The following is a 21,439-nucleotide window of genomic DNA, read 5'->3' as shown; positions in this document are numbered from 1 at the left end:
GTTTCCGGACAGCGCTTGCCGACGCCCAAGAAAAAGGGGCCGGCCCGAAGGCCGACCCCCATTCCCACTTCCTTGATCGCTAGGATCAGAAGGTGATCGAAACCGTCGAACGGCGGTTCAGCGGTTCCTTGACGCCGTCCTTGGTCGGCACGGCCAGGTCCTTCTCGCCCTTCCAGTCGACCGACAGGGTCGTGGCCGGGACGCCCAGGCTGACCAGGCCGTCGGCCACCGCCTTGGCGCGGCGTTCCGAGAGCTTCTGGTTGTACTTGTCCGAGCCCGAGGTGTCGGTGTGGCCGACCACCACGATCTTGGAGGCGTTGCCGCCCTTGGCGTAGTCGGCGGCCTGCTGCACCACGGCCTGGGCTTCCGGCGTCAGGATGTACTGATCGAACGGGAAGTAGACCACGAACTCGCGAGCCTCATAGGCCGGAGCCGGAGGCGGCGGCGGCGGGGGAGGCGGCGGCGGGGGCGGAGGCGGCGGAGGGGGCGGCGGGGGCGGAGGCGGGGCGGCGGGGGCGGCGGGGCCGACCCGAAGGTGTAGCGCAGACCCAGCGTCACCGACGCGTCCTTGTAGCGACCCGAGGCGTAGCCGACGTCGTAGATGTTGCCGACGCCGGGGCCCGCGTTCTGGGTCACCGAGCCCCAGTTGAGCTTGGAGGTGCGCAGGTAGCGGCCGGTCAGGTCCAGCGACCAGTTGTCGGCGAAGTTCCACGCCACGCCGGCGATGGCCTGCAGGGCCATGGCTTGGTCGGTGTCGTTGAAGTTGGTGTTCTGGTACGGCGCGAAGCCGCCCGTGGCCGGCAGGCCCGACAGCTGGCCATAGGCCTTGTTCTGCACCCACGCCACGCCGACGCCGCCGCCGATGAACGGGTTGAGGCTCGAGTTCGGGGCGATGTCGAAGATGGCGTTGGCCATCGCCGTCTGGGCCTTCAGCGAGCCGTTCGGCTTGCCGCAGGCCGGCGAAGCGGCGGAGCGGGTCACGCCGGGCGCGCACAGGCCGATCGGCTGGGCGGCGTTGGCGGTCGGGCTCAGGACGCTCTTCAGATCGCCGGGGCGATAGCCGTATTCGGCTTCCAGACGGAAGTTCGGCGAGAACTTGTAGCCGAAGCGGCCGAAGCCGGTCCAATCGTGATCGCCCGAGAACGTCCAGTCCAGATTGTTCGTGGTGGTGGTCTTCACGCCCGACGGATCGTGATAGCCGACATCGGCGGCGACGTACCAACCACTGGTGGCGCTTTGCGCCAAGGCGCCCGAGGCGGCGCTCAGCGCAACCGCCGCGACGCCGACCAGCAACCGCATATTCATAAGCAAAACCCTCTGTTTGTGTCGCGGGTCAGACACGTCCCCGGACCAGCACCACAAACGCGCGATCCCCGAATTTGGGTGTTGCTGATAAGCAACAAAAGCGGAGCAAAAACGGTCGAAAGTTCGGAACCCGACACGGGACACCCTCTGAAAGCGTGACCGGAGCGCTGTGCCGTCATGTCGCAAATAGCGAAGATTGCAGAGGAATTCGACACCGCCCATACTCGCCGCGACGGGGACGCTAGGAGTACGGCGCTTGAGTCAGAATTTGTTCCCGGACGGCCCGGAACCCGCGTCGATCAACGGCGTCGAGGGGCCCAGCGCGTTCGTCAACGCCGACTCCCGCACCGGCGTGGTGGGCGGCAAGCCCAGCATGACGGTCGACCAGGCCGCCTCGCAACTGCTGCGCGGCGAGCCAGGATGGTCGGCGGCGCTGGGCGTTCCGGCGACCGTGACCTATGCCTTCCGCGCCACGGCCCCGACCAAGATGCCCTCCGACACCTCGGGCTTCTCTCAATTCAACGCGGCCCAGATCACCCAGGCCGAGAAGGCGCTGCAGGCCTGGTCCGACGTGGCCAACATCACCTTCGTCCGCGTCGGCTCGGGAACCAGCGGCGACGCGGCCTATAGCGACAGCGCCTCGATCCTGTTCGGCAATTACAGCGCCGGCGAGTCGGGCGCGGCGGCCTTCGGCTTCTATCCGGGCAATACCGCCGTCAGCAGCAGCTCCGGCGACGTCTGGCTCAACTCGACCCTGTCGTACAACACCAACCCGTCGGGCTCGAACTATGGCGGCCAGGTCCTGGTCCACGAGCTGGGCCATGCGATCGGCCTGGCGCACCCCAGCGACTACGAAGCCAGCGCCAACAAGACCCTGACCTACGCCAACGACGCGTCCTATTACGAGGACAGCCGCCAATACACGGTGATGTCCTATTTCAGCGAGAGCAACACCGGCGCGTCGTTCGGCGGCGCCTACGCGTCCTCGCCGCTGCTGGACGACATCGCCGCCGCCCAATTGGCCTATGGCGCGAACATGACCACGCGCACCGGCGACACGGTCTACGGCTTCAACTCCAACAGCGGCCGCGACTGGTTCACCGCCACCTCGGCGTCCAGCAAGCTGGTGTTCGCCGTCTGGGACGCGGGCGGCAACGACACCTTCGACTTCTCCGGCTACAAGGTCCCCCAGACGATCGACCTGCGGCAGGGCTTCTTCTCCAGCGTCGGCGGCCTGACCGGCAATGTCGCCATCGCCATGGGCACGGTCATCGAGAACGCCATCGGCGGCTCGGGCAATGACATCATCACCGGCAACGCGGCCGACAACATCCTGACCGGCGGGGCGGGCAACGACACCCTGGACGGCCAGGGCGGCTTCGACACCGCCGTGTTCGCGGGCAAGTTCGCGAACTACGCGCTGACCGCCAACGCCAATGGCGGCTGGACGATCAAGGACAATGTCGGAACCGACGGCACCGACACCCTGGTCAATATCGAGAGCCTGGCCTTCTCGGACCGAACGGTGTCGATGGTCGACAGCCGCGTGGCCTCGGCCATCACCGCGGTGCTGCGCCTGGCGCCGTTCATCCCGGCCGCGGAGCCGATCACCAAGACGATCGCCACCGCCATGGCCGGCGGGGAAAGCTCCGCCGACGCCATCGCTCAGGTGGTCAAGGCCGCCGCCGGCGCCAGCGCCGTGGCCGTGCTGTCCTATGAGTTCTTCACCGGCAAGACGCCGACCGCCGCCGGCATGGACTATCTGGTCTCGCCGACCGGCCCGAACGCCAACAACCTCAACAGCGCCTACTACCAGTCGTTCAATCTGGAGAACCGCTACATCAATTTCGCGGTCAATCTGGGCAAGCTGGGCGAGGGCAAGGACGCTTTCGTCGCCAGCTATGGCGCGCTGAGCCTGTTCGACGCCACCCGCAAGGCCTATGCGACGATCTTCGGCCTCACGCCGACCGACGCCAAGATCCACGCGCTGATCGATACGCGCGCCGACTATTTCGCCAGCTATGGCGGCGACGGCGCCAACGGCCAGGGAACCAAGGCGGCGATGGTCGGCTGGTTGATGGCCGAGGCGGTCAAGGCCGACGTCGGCGTCTACGCCAAGTCCGCCGACGCGCTCTTCGCCGACCAGGTCACCCACAACGTGTTCGGCGTCGACCTGATCGGCGTCTACGCCAAGCCGGAATACAATCTGACCTGAATCCGTTTCGCGTCCGGCGCGTTTCGAGGGGGCTAGAGCCTTATAAATCAAACATTTAGAGCGTGATAAACGCCGAAACCGCTCACACTTTCGGCTATCACGCTCTAAGGCCAGATCCGGAGCCGGTCCATGCCCTTCACCGTCCGCGTTCGCGATCCCCACGCGCGTCACGTGCGCGCGTTCGACGAGGCCACCCCCGAGGCGGCGGCGCTCGCCTATCTCGAGGACTTCGCCCACGCCCCGGACGCGGCGATCGCCGTCGTCGTCCGCGACGAGGACACCGGCCGCGAGCAGTGCTTCCGGGTCGATCTGGCGACCGGCGAGACCCGGCCTTGCGGCTGATGGTTAGCTCGACTGAGTCCAGGCGCTGACGCCGTCGCGCTCGGCGACCGCGCGAGCCCGGCGCTGGACGAAGGTCGAGGACGTCGGCGCGCGGGAATCGGCGACGGCGACGAAGCTGGTCTCCACCGCCTCGCGCGTCAGATGGACCAGGACGAAGCCGACCGCCAGCGGGTCGCACCACAGGACGTCGCGGTTGCGCTCGGCCAGGCGCTGGCCGAACGGGGTGTCCTTCATCTCCAGCACCACGCCCAGGGACGGGCCGGTCAGGGTGCTGGTCGACACCTCCACGGCCACGCGGCCCCGGTCGTCGTGCAGCTCGTTGACGAAGGCCATGTGGCTGTCGCCCGACAGCACCACCGTGCGCGCGCCGCTGGCGCGGATGGCGTCATAGATCCTCTGGCGCTCGGCGGCGTAGCCCGACCAGCCGTCGAGGTTCAGCATCGGCAGCTCCAGCTTGGTCAGCTCGAAGAAGCCCTTCATCGGACCCGAGGCCGGGGCCCAGCGGCTCATGTCCGGATAGACGTAGTCGGCCATCACCGTGGCGCTGCCCAGCAGCACCCAGGGCTTGCCGGCCGCCACCGAAGCCTTCATCTCGCCGGCCAGCCAGTCGATCTGTTGCTGTCCGACCATCCGGCGGGCGGGATCGGCGATCTTGCGGCGGAAGCCGTCGAGGTCCGGACGGCCGTCGGGCAGCCGGTCCAGATCCTTGGCCAGGGTCAGCTGGGCCTCGCGGGCCTTCAGCCGGGTCTCGGGCACGATCAGCGTGGCCAGGTCGCCGAACGCCACCGATCGCTGAATCCCGTAGGGATCGGCCGGGTCGGGATCGCGGATCGGCATCCACTCGTAATAGGCGCGGACGGCGGCCGCCTTGCGCGCTTCCCAATCGCCGTCCTTGGCGGGGTCGTGATGCTGGGCGCCGTGCATCCAGTCGTCATTGGCGATCTCGTGATCGTCCCAGGCGCAGATCCAGGGGGCGCGCTGGTGGGCGGCCTGCAGGTCGGCGTCGGCGCGCGCCTGGGCCAGGCGGCGGCGATAGTCGTCCAGCGTGACCGTGTCGCGCGGCGGGTCGACCTGACGCACGGCGGCGAGACCCGGATAGGTCGAGGCGCCGTATTCGTAGATGTAGTCGCCGATGAACAGCACCGCGTCGAGGTTCCGGCGCTCGGCGATGGCCCGATAGGCGTGGAAATAGGCCATGCCGTACATGGCGCAGCAGGCCAGGGCGATATCCAGATGATCGGTGCGCCCGACCGGCAGGGTGCGCGTGCGGCCGATCGGCGAGCGCTGGCCGCCGGCCTCGAACTGGTACCAGTAGTCGGTCGCCGGCTTCAGGCCGCTCGCCTCGACCTTGACCGTGAAGTCCCGCTCGGCGCCCGTCGCGAAGGCGCCCTGCCCGACCACGTCGCGCAGGCCCGGATCGGTGGCGATGCGCCAGCGGCCGGTCGGCTGGTCGAGGCCCGTGACCCGCGTCCACAGCAACATGCGGTCCGGCGCCGGCTCGCCGCTGGCGACGCCGTGACGGAACACCGGTTCGCGCGCCCGCGCCTCGGGGGCCAAGGCCGCGACGCCCAGGGCCAGGCCCGAGCCCACCACCCGCCTGCGATCCATCGTCATGTCCAGCTCCTATCCAAAACGCGAGAACCTCGCCCCGGCGCGCGCGACGCGCCGGGGCGAGGCCGATGGCCGAAGGGGAAACGGCCGTCGATCAGTAGCGGTACGACACCCGCACGCCATAGGTCCGCGGCTCGTGCGGCGACGCCGTCGCCGCCGAGATAAAGGCGTTCCGCGTTTCTTCGAAATAGCTGTTGGTCACATTGTTCATCCAGACGCCGACGGCGTACTTGCCGTTGGCAGGACGCGCCGTCAGGCTGGCGTTGAACAGCCAGTAGTCGCCGATCACCGAGTTCGACGACGTGCTGAACTGGTCGCTGCGATAGTTGTAGTTGGTCTCGGCCTCGACCTGCCAGGCGCCGACGTCCATCACGTAGCTGACGGAACCCTTGTAGTCGACGCGCGGGAACGGCAGGCGCTCGCCCGAACGGTCGCTGTAGATGATCTTGTTGTACTGGCCGGTCACCGGGTCCTTGGCGGCCTCGGTGGCGGTGGCGTTGACGAAGAAGAACTCGTCGTACTGGCCGTACTTGTAGCCCAGCGACTGGCTGATCGTCAGGCGCGCCGTCGGCTTCCAGGTGATTTCCAGCTCGCCGCCCTCGATGTGCGACTTGGGCACGTTGATGATCCGGCCGACCCGCCCCGTCTGGGTATAGAGCACGCCCTGCAGCTGCTCGTCGCGATAGTCGTAATAGAAGACGGCCGCGTTGACGCGCAGGCGACGATCGAAGAACTCCGAGCGCACGCCCGTTTCGTAGGCGATCAGCTTTTCCGGATCGAACGGGTCCAGCTGCGAGGGCAGGCCGCTGTTGTAGGTGGTGAAACCGCCCGACTTCACCCCGCGCGCCACGCTGGCATAGCCCAGGACGTTGCCGGTGAAGTGATATTCGGCGCCGACCTTGCCCGACCACTCGCCCATGTGGCGGTTCTTGCTGGTGCTGGCCAGCAGCGAATAGGTCGGGGCCAGGATCTCGGTCTTGAAGCCCTTCAGCTCGCGCGTCTCGTCCTCCCAGCGCAGGCCGCCCGACAGGGTCAGGCGCTGGGTCAGATCGTAGTCGAGGTTGAAGAACACCCCGGTGGTCTCGACGTCCTGCTTGTAGGTCGTCGACATCCAGTCCTTCAGGCTCGCGGCCTCGGAGAAGTCGGAATAGAAGCCGCCGTTGACGGTCTCGGTCGAGTGGTAGAGGCCGGTCAGCCAGCGGAAGGCCTTGTCGCCGGGCGAGGCCAGGCGGACCTCCTGCGACAGGGTGTCGATCTTGTTGAAGAAGTAGGTGCCGGCCTCGTTCGAGGCGGTGGCGTCCCAGTCGTTGAATTCGCGACGCTTGAAGTCCTCGTAGCCGACCACCGCCGTCAGGGCGGCCCAGCCGAAGTCGTGGCGCAGGCGGGTGTTGACGCCCCAGCCCTCGTTGTTGCGGAACGGCTTGGCGTTGGTCGGCGCGCCGATCAGCTGGGCGAAGTACGGCGAGATGCCCCAGCCGGTGATGCGCGGATCGGTGTCGATCGGATACAGCCGCCCGATCGGCGCGTAGTTGTGCGACTGGAACGGCCGCGTCACCAAGCGCAGGCCCAGGCCGTCGGACTGGTCGCGGTTGTAGTGCACCGAACCGTCGATCTCGGTCTTGTCGCTGGGCTTCCAGTCCAGCTTCAGCCGGGCGGCCCAGCGATCCTTGTCGCCCAGCTTCTCGTGGGTGTCGCGGTTATATTGCCAGGCGCCGCCCTGGTCGGTGGTCACGGCCAGGCGCGCGGCCAGGGTCTCGGTCAGCGGACCCGAGACGAAGCCGTCCACGTGCGCGGCGTCGAAGCGGCCATACGAGGCGGTGACCCCGGCGTCGAACGTCCGGGTCGGGGCGTTGGTGATGACGCTGACCGCGCCGCCGGTGGTGTTGCGGCCATAGAGAATGCCTTGCGGACCGCGCAGCACCTCGATGCGGGCCACGTCGAACAGCGCGCCCTGGGTCATCGAGCCATACGGATAGGCGATCTCGTCGACATAGACGCCGACCGTGCCGGTGTTGTTGGCGGCGTAGTCGGTCAGGCCCACGCCCCGGATGCGGAACTGCGGCTGGCCGCCGCCCAGCTGGCTGGTGACCTCCAGGTTCGGCACGCTGTTTTCCAGGTCGTTGACGGTCTGGATGTTGCGACGATCCAGCTCCGAGCCGCTGATCACGGTCAGGGCGGCGGCGACCTTCTGTTCGGACTCGGCGCGGCGGCGCGCCGTGACGGTCACTTCGTCCAGCCGGTTGGCGACGGCGTCGTCCGCGCTCGGCGCGGGGCTTTCGGCCGCGAGGGCCGGCCCGGCCAGCATGGCCGCCGTGCTCATCAACGCGGCGATGAATTGTGCTTTCGACAGTCTACGCATGACGCCCCTTCTTTCCCGGATACGATCGCCGGAAAAATCATCTGTTCGACAGCGAGGGCATATAGGGCGGCGGCGTGTCGCTTTGATGAACCCCTTTGAATTAGCCATACTGGCCGCACAACCCGCGCTTGAAACCCGGGATTGGCGGCCCTTCCGATATCGGACGTTCGACTAAGCCTGGATCAACGGAACCAGGGTCAGGGCGGCCTGGCCCAGCCGCGCCTCCAGATCGCGCCCCTCGGTCTCCGGAAAGGCCGCGCTCAGCAGGGCCGCGCCCTTGATCCAGATCGCGAAGCGCATGGCGGCCAGCCGCGTCATGTCGAACATCGGCGGCCAGACGGCGTGGCGGCGGGCATAGGTGCCGCCCCCCTCCGGCCCGCGCAGCAGCATGGCCAGGTTCTCGAAGGCCGGATCCCGCCGCGCCATCAGGCAGATCTGGGCGATCAGGCGGGCGTATTTGACATAGAAGCCCGCCAGGCCGGGCGCCTCCGGCGGGCCGGGACGCAGGGTCGGAGCCAGCAGAGCCGTCAGTCCGGCCAGATCCGACGGCCGCTCGCCGTCGCGCGGACTACGGACGTCCAGATAGCCGGGGATCTCTCGAAACACCGCGTGCCAGATGGCCTCGGTCAGGAAGCCGCGCATGTCGGCGAAGTGGTAGAGGATGGTCGAGGTCGAGACGCCCGCCGCCTGGGTGACCGTGCGGTTGGTCACCGCGCCGACGCCGCGCTCCAGGATCTGGTCGGCGCAGATATCGAGCAGGCGCAGCTTCACCGAGCCGGCCTCGTAACGCTTGCTCGGCGGTTCGGGCAGCGGCAGGGCGTCGTTGAACCAGTCCGCCACCGCCGGTTCGCCGTCGGGCGCGGCCGCGAACGCCATGGCGACCAGCCCCTCCAGGCTCTCGCGCAGCAGGAGCTCGTAGTCCAACCGCCGCGCCAGGGCGCTGGCGTAGAGCTCCTCCATCAGCAGGTAGGGCGGATAGACCGCGCTCAGCCGCGCCAGCCGCGCGTCGCGGGCCAGGAAGGCGCCGAGCTTGGCCTCGCGCATCGCCATCCAGCGCCGCATCGGCTCGCGGACCGCCCGCGGCGCTTCGGGATCGATCAGCACCTCTTCCCAGATCCGCGCGAAACGCGCGCCCGGCTCGGCGCGGGCCAGCACGTAGCGCGCGGTGATGTCGACCACCCGCCGCTGATCCAGCGCCAGCCCGTCGACCCGCGACAGGAACGCGTCGTGGAAGGCCGCGTCCTCGACCATCGCCGCCTCGACCATGGCCGCGACAACCCCGGCCTTGGTCTGGAAGAGGTTGAAGATGACGGTCGTGCTCTTGCCGATCGCCGCCGCCAGGTCGCGCACCGACAGCGCCGCCAGCCCCTGCTCGGCGACGATGTCCATCGCCGCGGCCACCGCGCGCGCCCTCGCCTCCTCGCGATCCGGAGCGGTGACGGCCATCGAAACAGAGCGCGCGGGCATGCCCGACATCTAAGCCGGATTCACCGTTGAGCGACCCACGTTTTTCGCGATGCGCGTCGGTAAATTCGCGAAGAGGCCGGGGGGCGGCCGCCCCGCCGCGCGAAAATGCTCTAAACTTTTGATCTATAGACCTTTTTATCCGCCCGGATGCAGGCCCGGCGCTTCCTGGCCGGTGCGGGCGACATATTCGGTGTAGCCGCCGCCGTACTGGTGGACGCCCTCGGGCGTCAGCTCCAGCACGCGGTTCGACAGGGCCGCCAGGAAGTGGCGGTCGTGCGAGACGAACAGCATGGTGCCCTCGAAGTCGGCCAGGGACGCCACCAGCATCTCCTTGGTCGCCATGTCGAGGTGGTTCGTCGGCTCGTCCAGCACCAGCAGGTTGGGCGGATCGAACAGCATCTTGGCCATGACCAGCCGCGCCTTCTCGCCGCCCGACAACACCCGGCAAGGCTTCTCCACGTCGTCGCCCGAGAAGCCGAAGCAGCCGGCCAGGGTCCGCAACGCCCCCTGCCCGGCCTGCGGGAACGAGCGTTCCAGCGACTCGAAGATCGTCTCCTCGCCGTCCAGCAGGTCCATCGAGTGCTGGGCGAAGTAGCCCATCTTGACGCTGGCCCCGATATTGACCGCGCCCTGGTCGGGCTTGATGTCGCCCGCCACCAGCTTCAGCAGGGTCGACTTGCCCGCGCCGTTGGCGCCCAGCACGGCCCAGCGCTCCTTGCGGCGCACCAGGAAGTCGAGATCGGCATAGATGGGCCGCTCGCCATAACCCTTGTGGACGCCGCGCAGGCTGATCACGTCCTCGCCGGAACGCGGCGGGCTCTGGAACTCGAACTGCACCGACTGGCGCCGGCGCGGCGGCTCGACGCGCTCGATCTTGTCGAGTTTCTTGACCCGACTCTGCACCTGGGCGGCGTGCGAGGCGCGCGCCTTGAACTTCTCGATGAACTTGATCTCCTTGGCCAGCATCGCCTGCTGGCGCTCGTACTGCGCCTGGCGCTGAGCCTCGCTGAGCGCCCGCTGCTGGTCGTAGAAATCAAGGTCGCCGGAATAGGTGATCAGCTGGCCGGCGTCGATCTCGATCACCTTGCCGATGATGCGGTTCATGAAGGCGCGGTCGTGCGAGGTCATTAGCAGCGCGCCGTCGTAATTCTTCAGGAAGGCTTCCAGCCAGATCAGGCTTTCCAGGTCCAGGTGGTTGCTGGGTTCGTCCAGCAGCATGGCGTCGGGACGCATCAAGAGGATGCGGGCCAGGGCCACGCGCATCTTCCAGCCCCCGGACAGCAGCCCGACGTCGCCGTCCATCCGCTCCTGGCTGAAGCTGAGGCCGGCCAGCACCTCGCGCGCCCGGGCCTCCAGGGCGTAGCCGTCCAGCTCCTGGAAGCGCTCCAGCACCTCGCCATAGCGTTCCATGATCGCGTCCAGCTGGTCGGCCTGGTCGGGATCGACCATGGCCGCCTCCAGCGTCGCCATCTCGGCGGCCAGGGCGCTGACGGGGCCGACGCCGTCCATCACCGCCGCCACGGCGCTCTGGCCCGACATCTCGCCGACGTCCTGGCTGAAATAGCCGATACGCATGCCCGGATCGATCGCGACGATGCCGTCGTCGGGCGGCTCCTGCCCGGTGATCATCCGGAACAGCGTCGTCTTGCCGGCCCCGTTGGGACCGACCAGCCCGACCTTCTCCCCCTTCTGGACGCCCATCGACGCCTCGATGAACAGGAGCTGGTGGCCGTTCTGCTTGGAGATGTTGTCGAGGCGGATCATGGGGCGGTCTGCTACCCGCTGGGAAGGCGGAACGCCAGCCCCGAGCGCCCGCCCTACCGGTCGAACTTGGTCGAGAGGATGATCGACGAGGTCGTGCGCTCCACGCCCGGGAGGTGGCCGATGCTGTCGATCACCTCGTCCATCCGGGCGACCGAACCGGTGGCCGCCACCGCGATCATGTCGTAGTCGCCGCTGACCGAGTGCAGGACACGCACCTCGGCGATGGCGCGCAAGGCGGCTTCGACCGCGCGGCTTTCCTTGGGCGCGACCTTGATCATCACCTGGGCGCGGACGGCGCCGTGCTGGTGGTCCGGCGCCAGGCGCGCGGCATAGCCGACGATGACGCCGTCGCGCTCGAGCCGTTCGATGCGGCTCTGAACCGTCGTGCGCGAGCGCCCCACGCGGCGGGCCAGGTCGGCGGTCGAGGCCCGCCCGTTCTCGCGCAGCGCGTCGAGCAGCTTCTGGTCGACCGCGTCGATCGTCATTTCGCCAAGACACCCCTGCGTTTCGCCGAAAATTTCCCATCATTTCGACGGGAGCGCCACTATAATTCGTTTATGCGCCCCGCATCATGGATCTCCGTCTTTCAAGGGAGAGCGAGACGCATGAAAGAGGTCGTGGTTGTCGGGGGCGGCAAGATCGGGTCGATGATCGCCGAGATGCTGGCGGGGTGCGGCGACTACGCGGTGACCGTGGCCGACGCCTCGGCCCAGGCGCTGGAGCGGCTGGAGACCACCGCGCCGGTGCGCAAGGTCCAGGTCGACATCGCCGACGCGGCCGCGCTGGATCGCCTGCTGGCCGGCAAGTTCGCCGTGCTGAGCGCCGCGCCGTTCCACCTGACCGTGGCCATCGCCCGCGCGGCCAAGACCGCCGGCGCCCATTATCTGGACCTGACCGAGGACGTGGCCAGCACGCGCGCGGTCAAGGCGCTGGCCAAGGACGCCCGCAGCGCCTTCGTTCCCCAGTGCGGCCTGGCGCCGGGCTTCATCGGCATCGCCGCCTATGACCTGGCCCAGCGCTTCGACGAACTGCACGACGTGCGCATGGGCGTGGGGGCCCTGCCGAAGTTTCCGTCCAACGCCCTCAACTACAATCTGACCTGGTCGACCGACGGCCTGATCAACGAATATTGCGAGCCGTGCGAGGCCATCGTCGGCGGCGTCCGTCGCGAGACCCAGCCGCTGGAGGACCGCGAGGAGTTCGCCCTCGACGGCGTGCTGTACGAGGCCTTCAACACCTCGGGCGGGCTGGGCACGCTGTGCGAGACTCTGGACGGCAAGGTGCGCAACCTGTCGTACCGCACCATCCGCTATCCGGGCCACGCCGCCCTGATGAAGGCCCTGCTGAACGACCTGCGCCTGCGCGAGCGCCGCGCGGTGCTGAAGGACATCCTGGAAAACGCCCTGCCCGCCACCCTGCAGGACGTGGTCATCGTCTTCGTCAGCGTCAGCGGCCTGCGCGGCGGGCGGCTGATGCAGGAAACCTACGCCCAGAAGATCTACGGCGCCCCGATCGGCGGCCGCGCCCGCAGCGCCATCCAGATCACCACGGCGGCCGGCATCTGTACGGTGCTGGACCTGCTGGCCGAGGGCAAGCTGCCCACCGCCGGCTTCGTGCGGCAGGAGGACGTTGTGCTGGCCGACTTCCTGGCCAACCGCTTCGGGCGCCGCTACGCCCCGAGCCAAGCCGAAGAGCTCGCCGCCTGACGTGCTGGACGCCCGCCATCTGACCGCGCTGGAAGCCCTGGTCGGTCCCGCCGGCCTGGCGTCGGATCCGGCCGCCTACGAGACTCCGGCCCGCTACGCCCGGGGCGTGGCGGCGGCCGTCGCGCGACCGGCGACCACCGCGGAGGTCTCGGCCGTGGTCGGCTATTGCGCGCGCGAGGGCCTGGCCTTCGTGCCGCAGGGCGCCAATACCGGCCTGGTCGAGGGCTCGACCCCCGACGCCAGCGGCCAGCAGCTGGTGCTGTCGCTGGACCGCCTGACCGCGCCAATGGAGATCGACGCCGCCGACCGCACGGCCACGGTCGGGGCCGGCGCGCGGCTGTCGGCCCTGAACGCGGCGCTGGAGCCGCACGGACTGTTCCTGCCCATCGACCTCGGCGCCGATCCCAGCCTGGGCGGCATGGCGGCGACCAACACCGGCGGCGCCCGGTTCCTGCGCTACGGCGACATGCGCCGTCACGTGCTGGGCCTGGAAGTGGTGCTGCCGGACGCCCACGGCACGGTGCTGACGCTGTCGCACGGCCTGCGCAAGGACAACGCCGCCATCGCGCTGCGTCAGCTGTTCGTCGGCGGCTGCGGGGCGTTCGGCGTGATCACCAAGGTCACGGTCGAGGTCCATCACCGCCCGCGCCAGACCGCCGCCGCCCTGCTGATCCCGCGCGACCTGGACGCGGTGCTGCCGCTGCTGTGCGCGTTCGAGGCCGAGGCCGGAACGATGCTGACCGCGTTCGAGGGCATGTCCGGGGCGGCGATGACCCGGGCCATCGCTCATGCGCCGACTCTGGCCAATCCGTTCGCCGGGGGCGTTCCCGACTACGCCGTGCTGGTCGAGCTGACCCGGTCGTGGGCGCCCCGCGACGGCGAGGCCAGCCTGGACGAGACGCTGCAACAGATCGCGGGCCGACTGCTGGAACGCGACGACGCGCCCCTGGCCGACGCCCTGTTCGGCTCGACGACGAAGATGTGGGCCCTGCGGCATTCGCTGTCCGAGGGCCTGCGGGCCAGCGGGCCGGTGATCGGCTTTGATCTCAGCTTCCGCCGCCGCGACCTGGCGCGCTTCCGGGCCGAGGCGACGGCGATGCTGGCCGCCGACTTCCCCGACTACGCGCTGTGCGACTTCGGCCACATCGCCGACGGCGGCGTGCACTTCAACCTGGTGGGTCCGGACGACGCCGACCGCCGCGCGGCCCTGCGCGAGGCGGTGCTGACCCTGGCCGTCGACGGATTTTCCGCCAGCTTCAGCGGCGAACATGGTCTGGGCCGAGCCGTGCAGACCGCCTATGACCGCTTCACGCCGCGCGCGGTGCAAGACTATTCGGCCGCCGTGGCCGCCGTGTTCGGACGCGGATCGGCCAGCGTCCGGCTGGCGTCCGCCGCGTCCAGCCCTTTCTCAGTCCAGGAGTCCCGATGACCGCCCTGCCCTCCGCCATCGCCGACGCGCGCGCCCTGCTGGAACGCCTGGGCGTCGATCCCGCCGCTCTGGACGGCGGCGCGCTGGCCGCCCGCTCGCCGGTGACCGGCGAGGTGCTGGCGCGCCTTCGCGAACACACCGCCGACGAGGCCGGCCGCGCGATCGAAACCGCCCACCAGGCCTATCTGGCCTGGCGCAAGGTCCCGGCGCCGCGCCGGGGCGAGCTGGTCCGCCTGCTGGGCGAGGAGCTGCGCGCGGCCAAGACCGACCTCGCCGCCCTGGTCACCCTCGAGGCCGGCAAGGTTACGTCCGAGGGGCTGGGCGAGGTGCAGGAGATGATCGACATCTGCGACTACGCCACCGGCCTGTCGCGCCAGCTGTTCGGCCTGACCCTGGCCACCGAGCGTCCGTCGCACCGGATGATGGAGACCTGGCACCCGCTGGGCGTCGTCGGCGTGATCAGCGCCTTCAACTTCCCGGTCGCGGTGTGGTCGTGGAACGCGGCCCTGGCCTTTGTCTGCGGCGACGCCGTGGTCTGGAAGCCCTCGGAAAAGACCCCGCTGACCGCCCTGGCCGTCCAGGCCCTGTTCGAGAAGGCCCGCGCCAAGTTCGGCCCGGACGCGCCCGACGGCCTGTCCGCCCTGCTGATCGGCGGCCGCGCCGTGGGCGAGGCGCTGGTCGATCACCCCAAGGTTCCGCTGGTCTCGGCCACCGGCTCGACGGCGATGGGCCGGCAGGTCGGCCCGCGCCTGGCCGCCCGCTTCGCCCGCGCCCTGCTGGAGCTGGGCGGCAACAACGCCGCCATCGTCGCGCCGTCGGCCGACCTGGACCTGACGCTGCGCGGCGTGGCCTTCGCGGCCATGGGCACGGCCGGCCAGCGCTGCACCACCCTGCGCCGCCTGTTCGTGCACGACAGCGTCTATGACGCCTTCGTGCCCCGCCTGAAGGCCGCCTATGCCAGCGTGCCGGTCGGCGATCCGCGCGCCGACGGCGTGCTGGTCGGCCCGCTGGTCGACAAGGCCGCGTTCGACGCCATGCAAGCCGCCCTCGACCAGGCCCGCGCGGCCGGCGGCGCGGTCACCGGCGGGGCCCGCGTCGATATCGCCGGGCCGGACGCCTTCTATGTCGCCCCCGCCCTGGTCGAGATGGACCGCCAGGCCGACATCGTCCGCCACGAGACCTTCGCGCCGATCCTCTATGTCATGCGCTACGGCGACCTGGCCGACGCCATCGCCGCCCAGAACGACGTGGCCCAGGGCCTGTCATCGTCGATCTTCACCCTGAACCTCCGCGAGGCCGAGCTGTTCGTGTCGTCCGAAGGCAGCGACTGCGGCATCGCCAACGTCAATATCGGTCCCTCGGGCGCCGAGATCGGCGGGGCGTTCGGCGGCGAGAAGGAGACCGGCGGCGGCCGCGAGGCCGGCTCCGACAGCTGGAAGGCCTATATGCGCCGGGCCACCAACACCATCAATCACGGGACCACCCTGCCGCTGGCGCAGGGCGTGACCTTCGACGTCTGAGGACCTTGCCCATGTCGCATCTCTCCACCCTCGTCGCCTCGGTCCGGGGCCAGAAGGCGGCCACGGCGATCCTGGACGTCCTGGACATCGCGCCCGTCCTGACCGCCGAGACCGACGGCCCGGTCTCGCGCGCGGTCTTCGCCATGGCCCTGAACGCGGCGCTGTTCCATGACGTGATGAACCGCGTGCCGCTGGGCGCGGCCTACGTGACCGAGCGTCGGGCCGAGGGCCACAAGATCCTGTTCGACCATGGCGCCCTGCGGACGATCGACTTCGGCGACGGACCGACCGGCGCCTTGCCGGCCGGACACCTGGCCTTCGCCCGCATCCTGGCGCCGCTGGGCTACGCCGTCGCCGACGTCTATCCGCTGGACCGGCTGAAGATGACCGGCCGGGCCTACGCCCATCTGGACCTGCCCGAGGCGATCCCGCAGTTCTTCGTCAGCGAGCTGCACGTCCAGCGTTTCTCGCCGGCCTTCCAGGTCATCGCCCACGCGGTGTTCGACTCGTCGGCCGATCCGCTCGGCGCGGCGGCCCGCGCGGCGCTGGAGGCCTTCGCGGCCCAGGGCGCGTGCGATCTGGACCAGGCCCGCGCCGCTCTGCCGGAGGTGATCGCCGCCTTCGCCCGCACCCACGGTCCGCTCCGCCTGGAGCACTACGAGGCGCTGAAGGCGGAGTCGGCCGAGGCCGCCTGGATCGCCACCGAGGGCCAGGCCTTCAACCACGCCACCGACCGCGTTCCCGACGTCCAGGCGGTGTCCGACGCTCAGAAGGCGCTCGGCCGACCGATCAAGGACGCCGTCGAGATCTCCGGTTCGGGCCGCGTGCGCCAGACCGCCTTCAAGGCCCAGCCGGTCACGCGGGCGTTCGTCACCGACGCGGGCGAGGAAAGCCGGGTCGTGCCGGGCTCGTTCCACGAGTTCATCAGCCGCGACCGCTTCGTCGACGCGCACGGCGTCGAGCGCCTGGACCTGCGGTTCGACAGCGGCAACGCCCAGGGCATCTTCAAGATGACGGAAGCGGCTTAGAGCAAGAAGCGCGATGAAGCCATCGCGCTTCTTGCTCTAGATTCTTGTTTTCGCATCGCTTTAGCGGAAAACCGGCGTCCACTTTTCCGCGCGATGCTCTAGCCCCCTGGCCGCCAGCCGGCCCGGCGCACGACCTGCCCGGGCCGCGCGGCCGTCGGGACGCCCTTGTCGAACACGACGGCGCCGTTGACCCAGACGGTGCTGACGCCGCTCGCCAAGGCGTTGGGATGCTCCAGATCCGCGCGGTCGGCGATGCGCGCGGGATCGAACAGCACCAGATCGGCGTGGAAGCCGGGCGCGATGGTTCCGCGCTCGGCGATCCCCAGCTGGGCGGCGGTCTGGGCCGACATCTTGTGAACCGCCTGCTCCAGCGTCAGCAGATGCTTTTCCCGCACATACACCCGCAGGATCTTGGCGAAGGCCCCGAAGCCGCGCGGATGCAGGCCATGGGTCATGCCGTCCGAGCAGATCACCGAATGCTTCCAGGCGACGAAGGCGGCGATGTCGGCCTCGGACATGGCCGAGCCGATCACCGCGTCGACGCGCTCGACCTCCGGATGGGCCGAGCGGTAGGCTTCCGATTGCTTGGTCAGGGCCAGATAGGTCTCGACCGGATCGGCGCGCCGCTCGGCGGCGATCTGGGCGATGGTCTTGCCGACCAGCGAGGGATCGGGCGCGAACACCGCGATCCGCAGGCCCTCGGGCGTGGTCAGCTTTGTCAGGGCAAACCGCGCGGCGGCCCGGTCCTCGAAGTTCCGCTCCGGCAGCAGCACCGACAGATTGCTCTGCCAGTAGCCGTAGGGATAGACGTCGGCGGTGATGTCCACGCCCTGGGCGCGGGCGGCGTCCAGCTTGGCCAGGATCTTCGGCGCCTCGCCCCAGCGGTCGACGATGCCGATCTTCAGGTGCGAGATCTGCACGGGCAGCTTGGCGTCTCGGCCGATCGCGATGACCTCGTCGATCGCCGCGTCCAGCTTCACGTCCTCGCTGCGCATGTGGCTGATATAGCGTCCGCCGCCCGCCGCCGCCGTCTTGGCCAGGGCCACGACCTCTTCCGGCGGTCCGTAGATGCCCGGATCGTATTCCAGCCCCGTCGACAGGCCCAGCGAGCCGGCGCGCAGATCGCGGGCCAGGTCGGCGCTCATGGCCGCCATCTCGGCCGGGGTGGCGGGACGCTTGTAGTCCTGACCCATGGCCCGGGCCCGCAGGCTGCCGTGGCCGGTGTAGGAGGCGACGTTGACGGCCAGCGGCGAGCGGGTCAGCTGGTCGAAATAGGCGCCGATCGGCAAGGCCGACTCGCCGTCCTGCCCGACCACGATGGTGGTCACGCCCTGAGCGGCCAGCATCGCCATCTCCGGCGTCTTCTCGGCCTGGCGGTCGTGGTGGCTGTGGGCGTCGATGAAGCCGGGCGCCAGGGTCAGGCCCTTGGCGTCGACGATCGCCTCGCCGGGCCGGGGCTTGAGCTTGCCGACGGCGACGACGCGGTCCTTGTCGATCCGGACGCTGGCGGCCCGCGCCGCGGCGCCGGTCCCGTCCACTACGCGCGCGTGGACGATCAGGGTCGAGGCCAGGGCGCTGGACCCCAGCAGGCAGGCCAGCCCCAGGGCCGAACCGAAAAGGGAAAGTCTCATGCGCTCACGCTCTGTTGCCCGCCCGGACTCTAGCGCGCGCCGGCGAGGGTTTCCGCTGTTTCGAGGCCTTCGGACGCGAGGAGCCTTCCCGCGAGGCGGCGCGGGCGCTTACCTTCGCCGCCCGCTTCGCGCTAAGCCTTTGGGCGACACCCGCAAGGAAGGCTCATGAGCGATCAGCGCAAGGATCTCGATCGGATCGACATCAAGATCCTGGCGCTGCTGCAACGCCAGGGTCGGGTCACCAAGGCCGCGATGGGCGAGCTGGTCGGCCTGTCGGCCTCGCGCTGCTGGGAGCGGATGAAGCGGCTGGAGAAGTCCAGGATCATCCGGGGCTACCACGCCGAGATCGATCTGGGCCGGCTGGCCAAGCTGTCGACCTTCGTCGTGCAGATCAAGCTGACCGACTATTCCTACGCCCGGGCCAAGGTGTTCGAGGCGGGGATCGCCGACCTGCCCAACGTCATCGGCTGCCAGGCGGTGCTGGGCGACGTCGACTATCTGATCACCATCGCCGCCTTCGGCATCGAGCACTATCAGACGATCATGGAGCACATGCTCGACACGCTGAACGTCTCGTTCGACTACGTCACCCTGCCGGTCACCAAGAAGCTGAAAGGCGAAGGCGCCCTCGACCTGGCGGCGCTGCTGGCGACAGGTCAGGACCTGGAAAGCTGAAACCTAACGCGCTCTATCCCCAGAGATCGGGGCCGTTCGGCCTCAGCCAGCCGTCCAGGTAGCCGAAGCCGCCGTCGACGTCGCGGACCAGCTGCATCGGGCAATCCAGGTCGACGATCTCGCACGTCTGGGCCAGCAGCAGCGCCGGGGCGATGCCCAGAGACGTGCCCTCCATGCAGCCGACCATCAGCCGCAGCCCCCGGGCCCGCGCCGCGTCGGCCAGGGCCAGGGCCTCGGTCAGCCCGCCCGCCTTGTCCAGCTTGATATTGCCGAACGCGTAGCGGCCGACGACCCGGTCCAGATCGGCGCGGTCGTCCAGCGACTCGTCCGCGCACAGCGGCACCGCGCCGCGATAGTCGAAAAGCTCGTCGTCGCGGCCGACCGGCAAAGGTTGCTCCAGAAGCTCCACCCCCAGCGCCGCCATGCGCGGCGCGCGGTCGTTGAGCTGGGCCAGGGTCCAGCCCTGGTTGGCGTCGGCGATCAGGCGGGCGCGCGGCGCCGCCGCCCGGATCGCCTCAAGCCGCGCCATGTCGTCGGCGTCGCCCAGCTTGACCTTCAGCGCCGCGTAGCGCGCGGTCCAGCGACGGGCCTTGGCTCCCATGGCCTGGGGCGTGTCCATGCCCAGGGTGACGAAGGTCTCGAGGGTGCGCAGGGGCGCGAGGTTCGCCCGGATCGTGGCCGAAACGCCCGACCGCTTGGCCTCCAGGTCCCAGAGGGCGCAGTCCACGGCGTTGCGCGCGCCGCCAGGCGGCAGAAGGGACGCCAGCGCCTCGCGGTCCAGGCGCTCGCCACGATCCAAACGTTCGGAAAGGTCGCCTAGTTGTTCCAGCATCCGGTCCGGCGTGTCGCCGCGATAGTCGACCCCGGCCGCCTCGCCGCGCCCGATCGCGCCGTCGGCCTCGATCTCGACCTCGACGACCACCGCCTCGGTATAGGCCTTGCGGGCGATGACGAAGGGCTCGATCAGGTCGTGGACGCGCCTGCGCGCGGTCAGGCGCATCAGGCCGCGACCAGGCCGTCGACGATCGCCGCCACGCCGGTGCGGACGGGATCGCAGCACGGAATCCCCAGCTGGGCGGCGACGTCGCGCAGGTAGTCGGCGGCGGCCTCTGGCGACAGGCGCGAGGTGTTGACGCAGACGCCCACCACCCGCGCCGCCGGATTGGTCAGCCGTGCGTGCCGCAGATTGAGCTCGATCGCCTCGGCCAGGCTGGGCGTCGGGAACGACTCCAGCCCGTCGATGGCCGCGCGGGTGGCGTCGTGGCAGACGACCAGGGCGTCCGGCTGGCTGCCGTGCAGCAGGCCCAGCGACACCCCCGCATAGGCCGGGTGGAACAGCGAGCCCTGCCCCTCGATGACGTCCCAGTGATCCGGGTGAGCCGCCGGGCTCAGGACCTCGGCCGCCCCGGCCACGAAGTCCGAGACGATGGCGTCGATCGGCGCGCCCGAGCCGGCGATGAAGATGCCGGTCTGGCCCGTGGCGCGGAAATCGGCGCTGACGCCGCGCGCCTTCAGGTCCTTGGTGATGGCCAGGGCCGCGTACATCTTGCCGACCGCGCAGTCCGTGCCGACCGTCAGCAGCCGCTGTCCGTCGCGCTTGACGCCCTCGCCGACGACGATGAAGCGCGGATCGGGCTCGCGCGCCTCGAACAATCGCCGCCCCAGGCGCTCGGCCGTCTCGCGCACGCGCGGCAGGCTGGCCAGGCGGGTGTGCAGCCCGGACACCAGGTCCAGCCCCGCTTCCAGCGCCTCGATCAGCACGGCCTCCCAGTGCGGCGGGATAAAGCCGCCGGCGTTGGCGACGCCGATCAGCAGCGACCGCGCCCCGGCGGCCTTGGCCGCGCCGGGCGTCATGTCGGAGAGACCCAGATCGACCTCGCAGCCCGGCAGGCGCAGTTGGCCGACGCAGGCGTCCGGCCGCCAGTAGGCGACGCCCAGGGCGGTCTTGGCGCTGACGCGATCGACGTCGGCGAGGAACATCAGGCACGGATAGGGAAAGTCCACGGCGGATTCTCGTGTTGGCGTTTTTTTGGGAGCGCGCGGCGGTCTTCAGGTCGCGAACGACGCGGCGCGGGAAAGGCTGGCGGAGGGGGTCAGGCGCGAGGCCAGGGCGGCGCTGACGCCGCGCAGGCGGGCGATCTCGGCGATCAGCGCGTCCAGCGCCTCGTCGTGGGCGGCCTCGACGACCGCGACCAGGTCATAGTCGCCGGAAATCTGGTGCAGGGCGGTCAGGCCGGCGACGTCGGCCAGGGCGCGCTCGGCCTCGGCCATGTCGCGGCGCGCCAGCCGCAACATCACGTGGGCCCGCGGCGCGGCGCGCGCGCGGCCGGCGTCGGCCGCGACGCCCAGGAAGCCCGGTCCCGTGTCGATCCGCTCGAGGCTCAAGA

General features: G+C 69.7%; 16 protein-coding genes and 1 pseudogene. 7 read left to right on the top strand and 10 right to left on the bottom strand.

Annotated features, from left to right (window positions below):
• Positions 1-85: 85 nt before the first annotated feature.
• Positions 86-1,305: pseudogene (locus tag OR37_RS22335) on the bottom strand (OmpA family protein).
• Between the two features lie 256 nt (positions 1,306-1,561).
• On the opposite strand from OR37_RS22335, the gene sapA reads away from it, so the two are divergent.
• Both sapA and OR37_RS11680 read left to right on the top strand, forming a co-directional pair.
• On the top strand, positions 1,562-3,520 hold the full coding sequence (gene sapA, locus OR37_RS11685; protein WP_004619933.1) for a protease SapA: 1,959 nt from the start codon (positions 1,562-1,564) through the stop codon (positions 3,518-3,520).
• A gap of 129 nt (positions 3,521-3,649) precedes the next feature.
• The gene (locus OR37_RS11680; protein ID WP_004619931.1) at positions 3,650-3,862 is read left to right on the top strand and encodes a DUF5961 family protein; all 213 of its coding nucleotides are present in this window, start codon (positions 3,650-3,652) and stop codon (positions 3,860-3,862) included.
• Positions 3,863-3,865: 3 nt separating this feature from the next.
• Here the strand turns inward: OR37_RS11680 and OR37_RS11675 are convergent, their stop codons facing one another.
• The 5 genes from OR37_RS11675 to OR37_RS11655 all read right to left on the bottom strand — a co-directional run bounded on the left by OR37_RS11675 (position 3,866) and on the right by OR37_RS11655 (position 11,548).
• Positions 3,866-5,476: an alkaline phosphatase D family protein gene (locus OR37_RS11675; protein ID WP_004619930.1), complete on the bottom strand. Its 1,611-nt coding sequence runs from the start codon at positions 5,474-5,476 to the stop codon at positions 3,866-3,868.
• A 91-nt stretch (positions 5,477-5,567) separates the two neighbouring features.
• Positions 5,568-7,832 (bottom strand): TonB-dependent receptor, encoded by a 2,265-nt coding sequence (locus OR37_RS11670; protein WP_004619928.1) that lies wholly within the window; start codon positions 7,830-7,832, stop codon positions 5,568-5,570.
• A 171-nt stretch (positions 7,833-8,003) separates the two neighbouring features.
• Entirely contained in the window at positions 8,004-9,299 is a 1,296-nt protein-coding gene (locus tag OR37_RS11665; RefSeq protein ID WP_165570606.1) for a TetR family transcriptional regulator, read from the bottom strand.
• Positions 9,300-9,434: 135 nt separating this feature from the next.
• Positions 9,435-11,063 carry an ABC-F family ATP-binding cassette domain-containing protein gene (locus OR37_RS11660; RefSeq protein WP_004619925.1) on the bottom strand — a complete coding sequence of 543 codons (1,629 nt, stop codon included), beginning with the start codon at positions 11,061-11,063 and terminating at the stop codon, positions 9,435-9,437.
• Positions 11,064-11,116: 53 nt separating this feature from the next.
• A complete protein-coding gene (locus OR37_RS11655; protein WP_004619924.1) occupies positions 11,117-11,548 on the bottom strand; it encodes an Lrp/AsnC family transcriptional regulator in 432 nt (143 codons plus the stop codon).
• A 120-nt stretch (positions 11,549-11,668) separates the two neighbouring features.
• On the opposite strand from OR37_RS11655, the gene OR37_RS11650 reads away from it, so the two are divergent.
• Genes OR37_RS11650 through OR37_RS11635 form a run of 4 tightly spaced genes read left to right on the top strand, consistent with a single transcriptional unit; the run spans position 11,669 to position 16,746 of the window.
• On the top strand, positions 11,669-12,769 hold the full coding sequence (locus OR37_RS11650; RefSeq protein WP_004619923.1) for a saccharopine dehydrogenase family protein: 1,101 nt from the start codon (positions 11,669-11,671) through the stop codon (positions 12,767-12,769).
• A gap of 1 nt (position 12,770) precedes the next feature.
• Positions 12,771-14,198, top strand: coding sequence for an FAD-binding oxidoreductase (locus OR37_RS11645; protein WP_004619921.1), 1,428 nt, complete (start codon positions 12,771-12,773; stop codon positions 14,196-14,198).
• Positions 14,195-15,718: an L-piperidine-6-carboxylate dehydrogenase gene (gene amaB / locus OR37_RS11640; RefSeq protein ID WP_004619920.1), complete on the top strand. Its 1,524-nt coding sequence runs from the start codon at positions 14,195-14,197 to the stop codon at positions 15,716-15,718. Before OR37_RS11645 ends, amaB begins: the two co-directional genes overlap by 4 nt.
• Before the next feature lie 11 nt (positions 15,719-15,729).
• Positions 15,730-16,746, top strand: a complete 1,017-nt coding sequence (locus OR37_RS11635; protein WP_004619918.1) for a 2-oxoadipate dioxygenase/decarboxylase family protein — start codon at positions 15,730-15,732, stop codon at positions 16,744-16,746.
• A 98-nt stretch (positions 16,747-16,844) separates the two neighbouring features.
• On the opposite strand, the gene OR37_RS11630 is transcribed toward OR37_RS11635, so the two are convergent.
• On the bottom strand, positions 16,845-18,377 hold the full coding sequence (locus OR37_RS11630; protein WP_004619916.1) for an N-acyl-D-amino-acid deacylase family protein: 1,533 nt from the start codon (positions 18,375-18,377) through the stop codon (positions 16,845-16,847).
• 165 nt (positions 18,378-18,542) lie between these two features.
• Here OR37_RS11630 and OR37_RS11625 point away from each other — a divergent pair, with 165 nt between their 5' ends.
• Positions 18,543-19,052 carry an Lrp/AsnC family transcriptional regulator gene (locus OR37_RS11625; RefSeq protein ID WP_004619914.1) on the top strand — a complete coding sequence of 170 codons (510 nt, stop codon included), beginning with the start codon at positions 18,543-18,545 and terminating at the stop codon, positions 19,050-19,052.
• Between the two features lie 13 nt (positions 19,053-19,065).
• Here OR37_RS11625 and OR37_RS11620 read toward each other — a convergent pair whose 3' ends face one another.
• From OR37_RS11620 to OR37_RS11610, 3 genes are read right to left on the bottom strand one after another with little or no spacing between them, the layout of a single operon-like run.
• The gene (locus tag OR37_RS11620) at positions 19,066-20,052 is read right to left on the bottom strand and encodes a dipeptide epimerase (RefSeq protein ID WP_004619910.1); all 987 of its coding nucleotides are present in this window, start codon (positions 20,050-20,052) and stop codon (positions 19,066-19,068) included.
• Positions 20,052-21,056, bottom strand: a complete 1,005-nt coding sequence (locus OR37_RS11615; RefSeq protein ID WP_004619909.1) for a DUF1611 domain-containing protein — start codon at positions 21,054-21,056, stop codon at positions 20,052-20,054. The genes OR37_RS11620 and OR37_RS11615 overlap by 1 nt, the downstream gene beginning before the upstream one ends.
• Positions 21,057-21,101: 45 nt before the next feature.
• Positions 21,102-21,437: an Lrp/AsnC ligand binding domain-containing protein gene (locus OR37_RS11610; RefSeq protein WP_004619908.1), complete on the bottom strand. Its 336-nt coding sequence runs from the start codon at positions 21,435-21,437 to the stop codon at positions 21,102-21,104.
• Positions 21,438-21,439 lie beyond the last annotated feature (2 nt).

This window comes from Caulobacter vibrioides OR37 (assembly GCF_000372645.1).
In the GTDB taxonomy this organism is placed as follows: Bacteria; Pseudomonadota; Alphaproteobacteria; order Caulobacterales; family Caulobacteraceae; genus Caulobacter; species Caulobacter vibrioides_E.
This window is presented reverse-complemented; position numbering and strand designations above follow the sequence as displayed.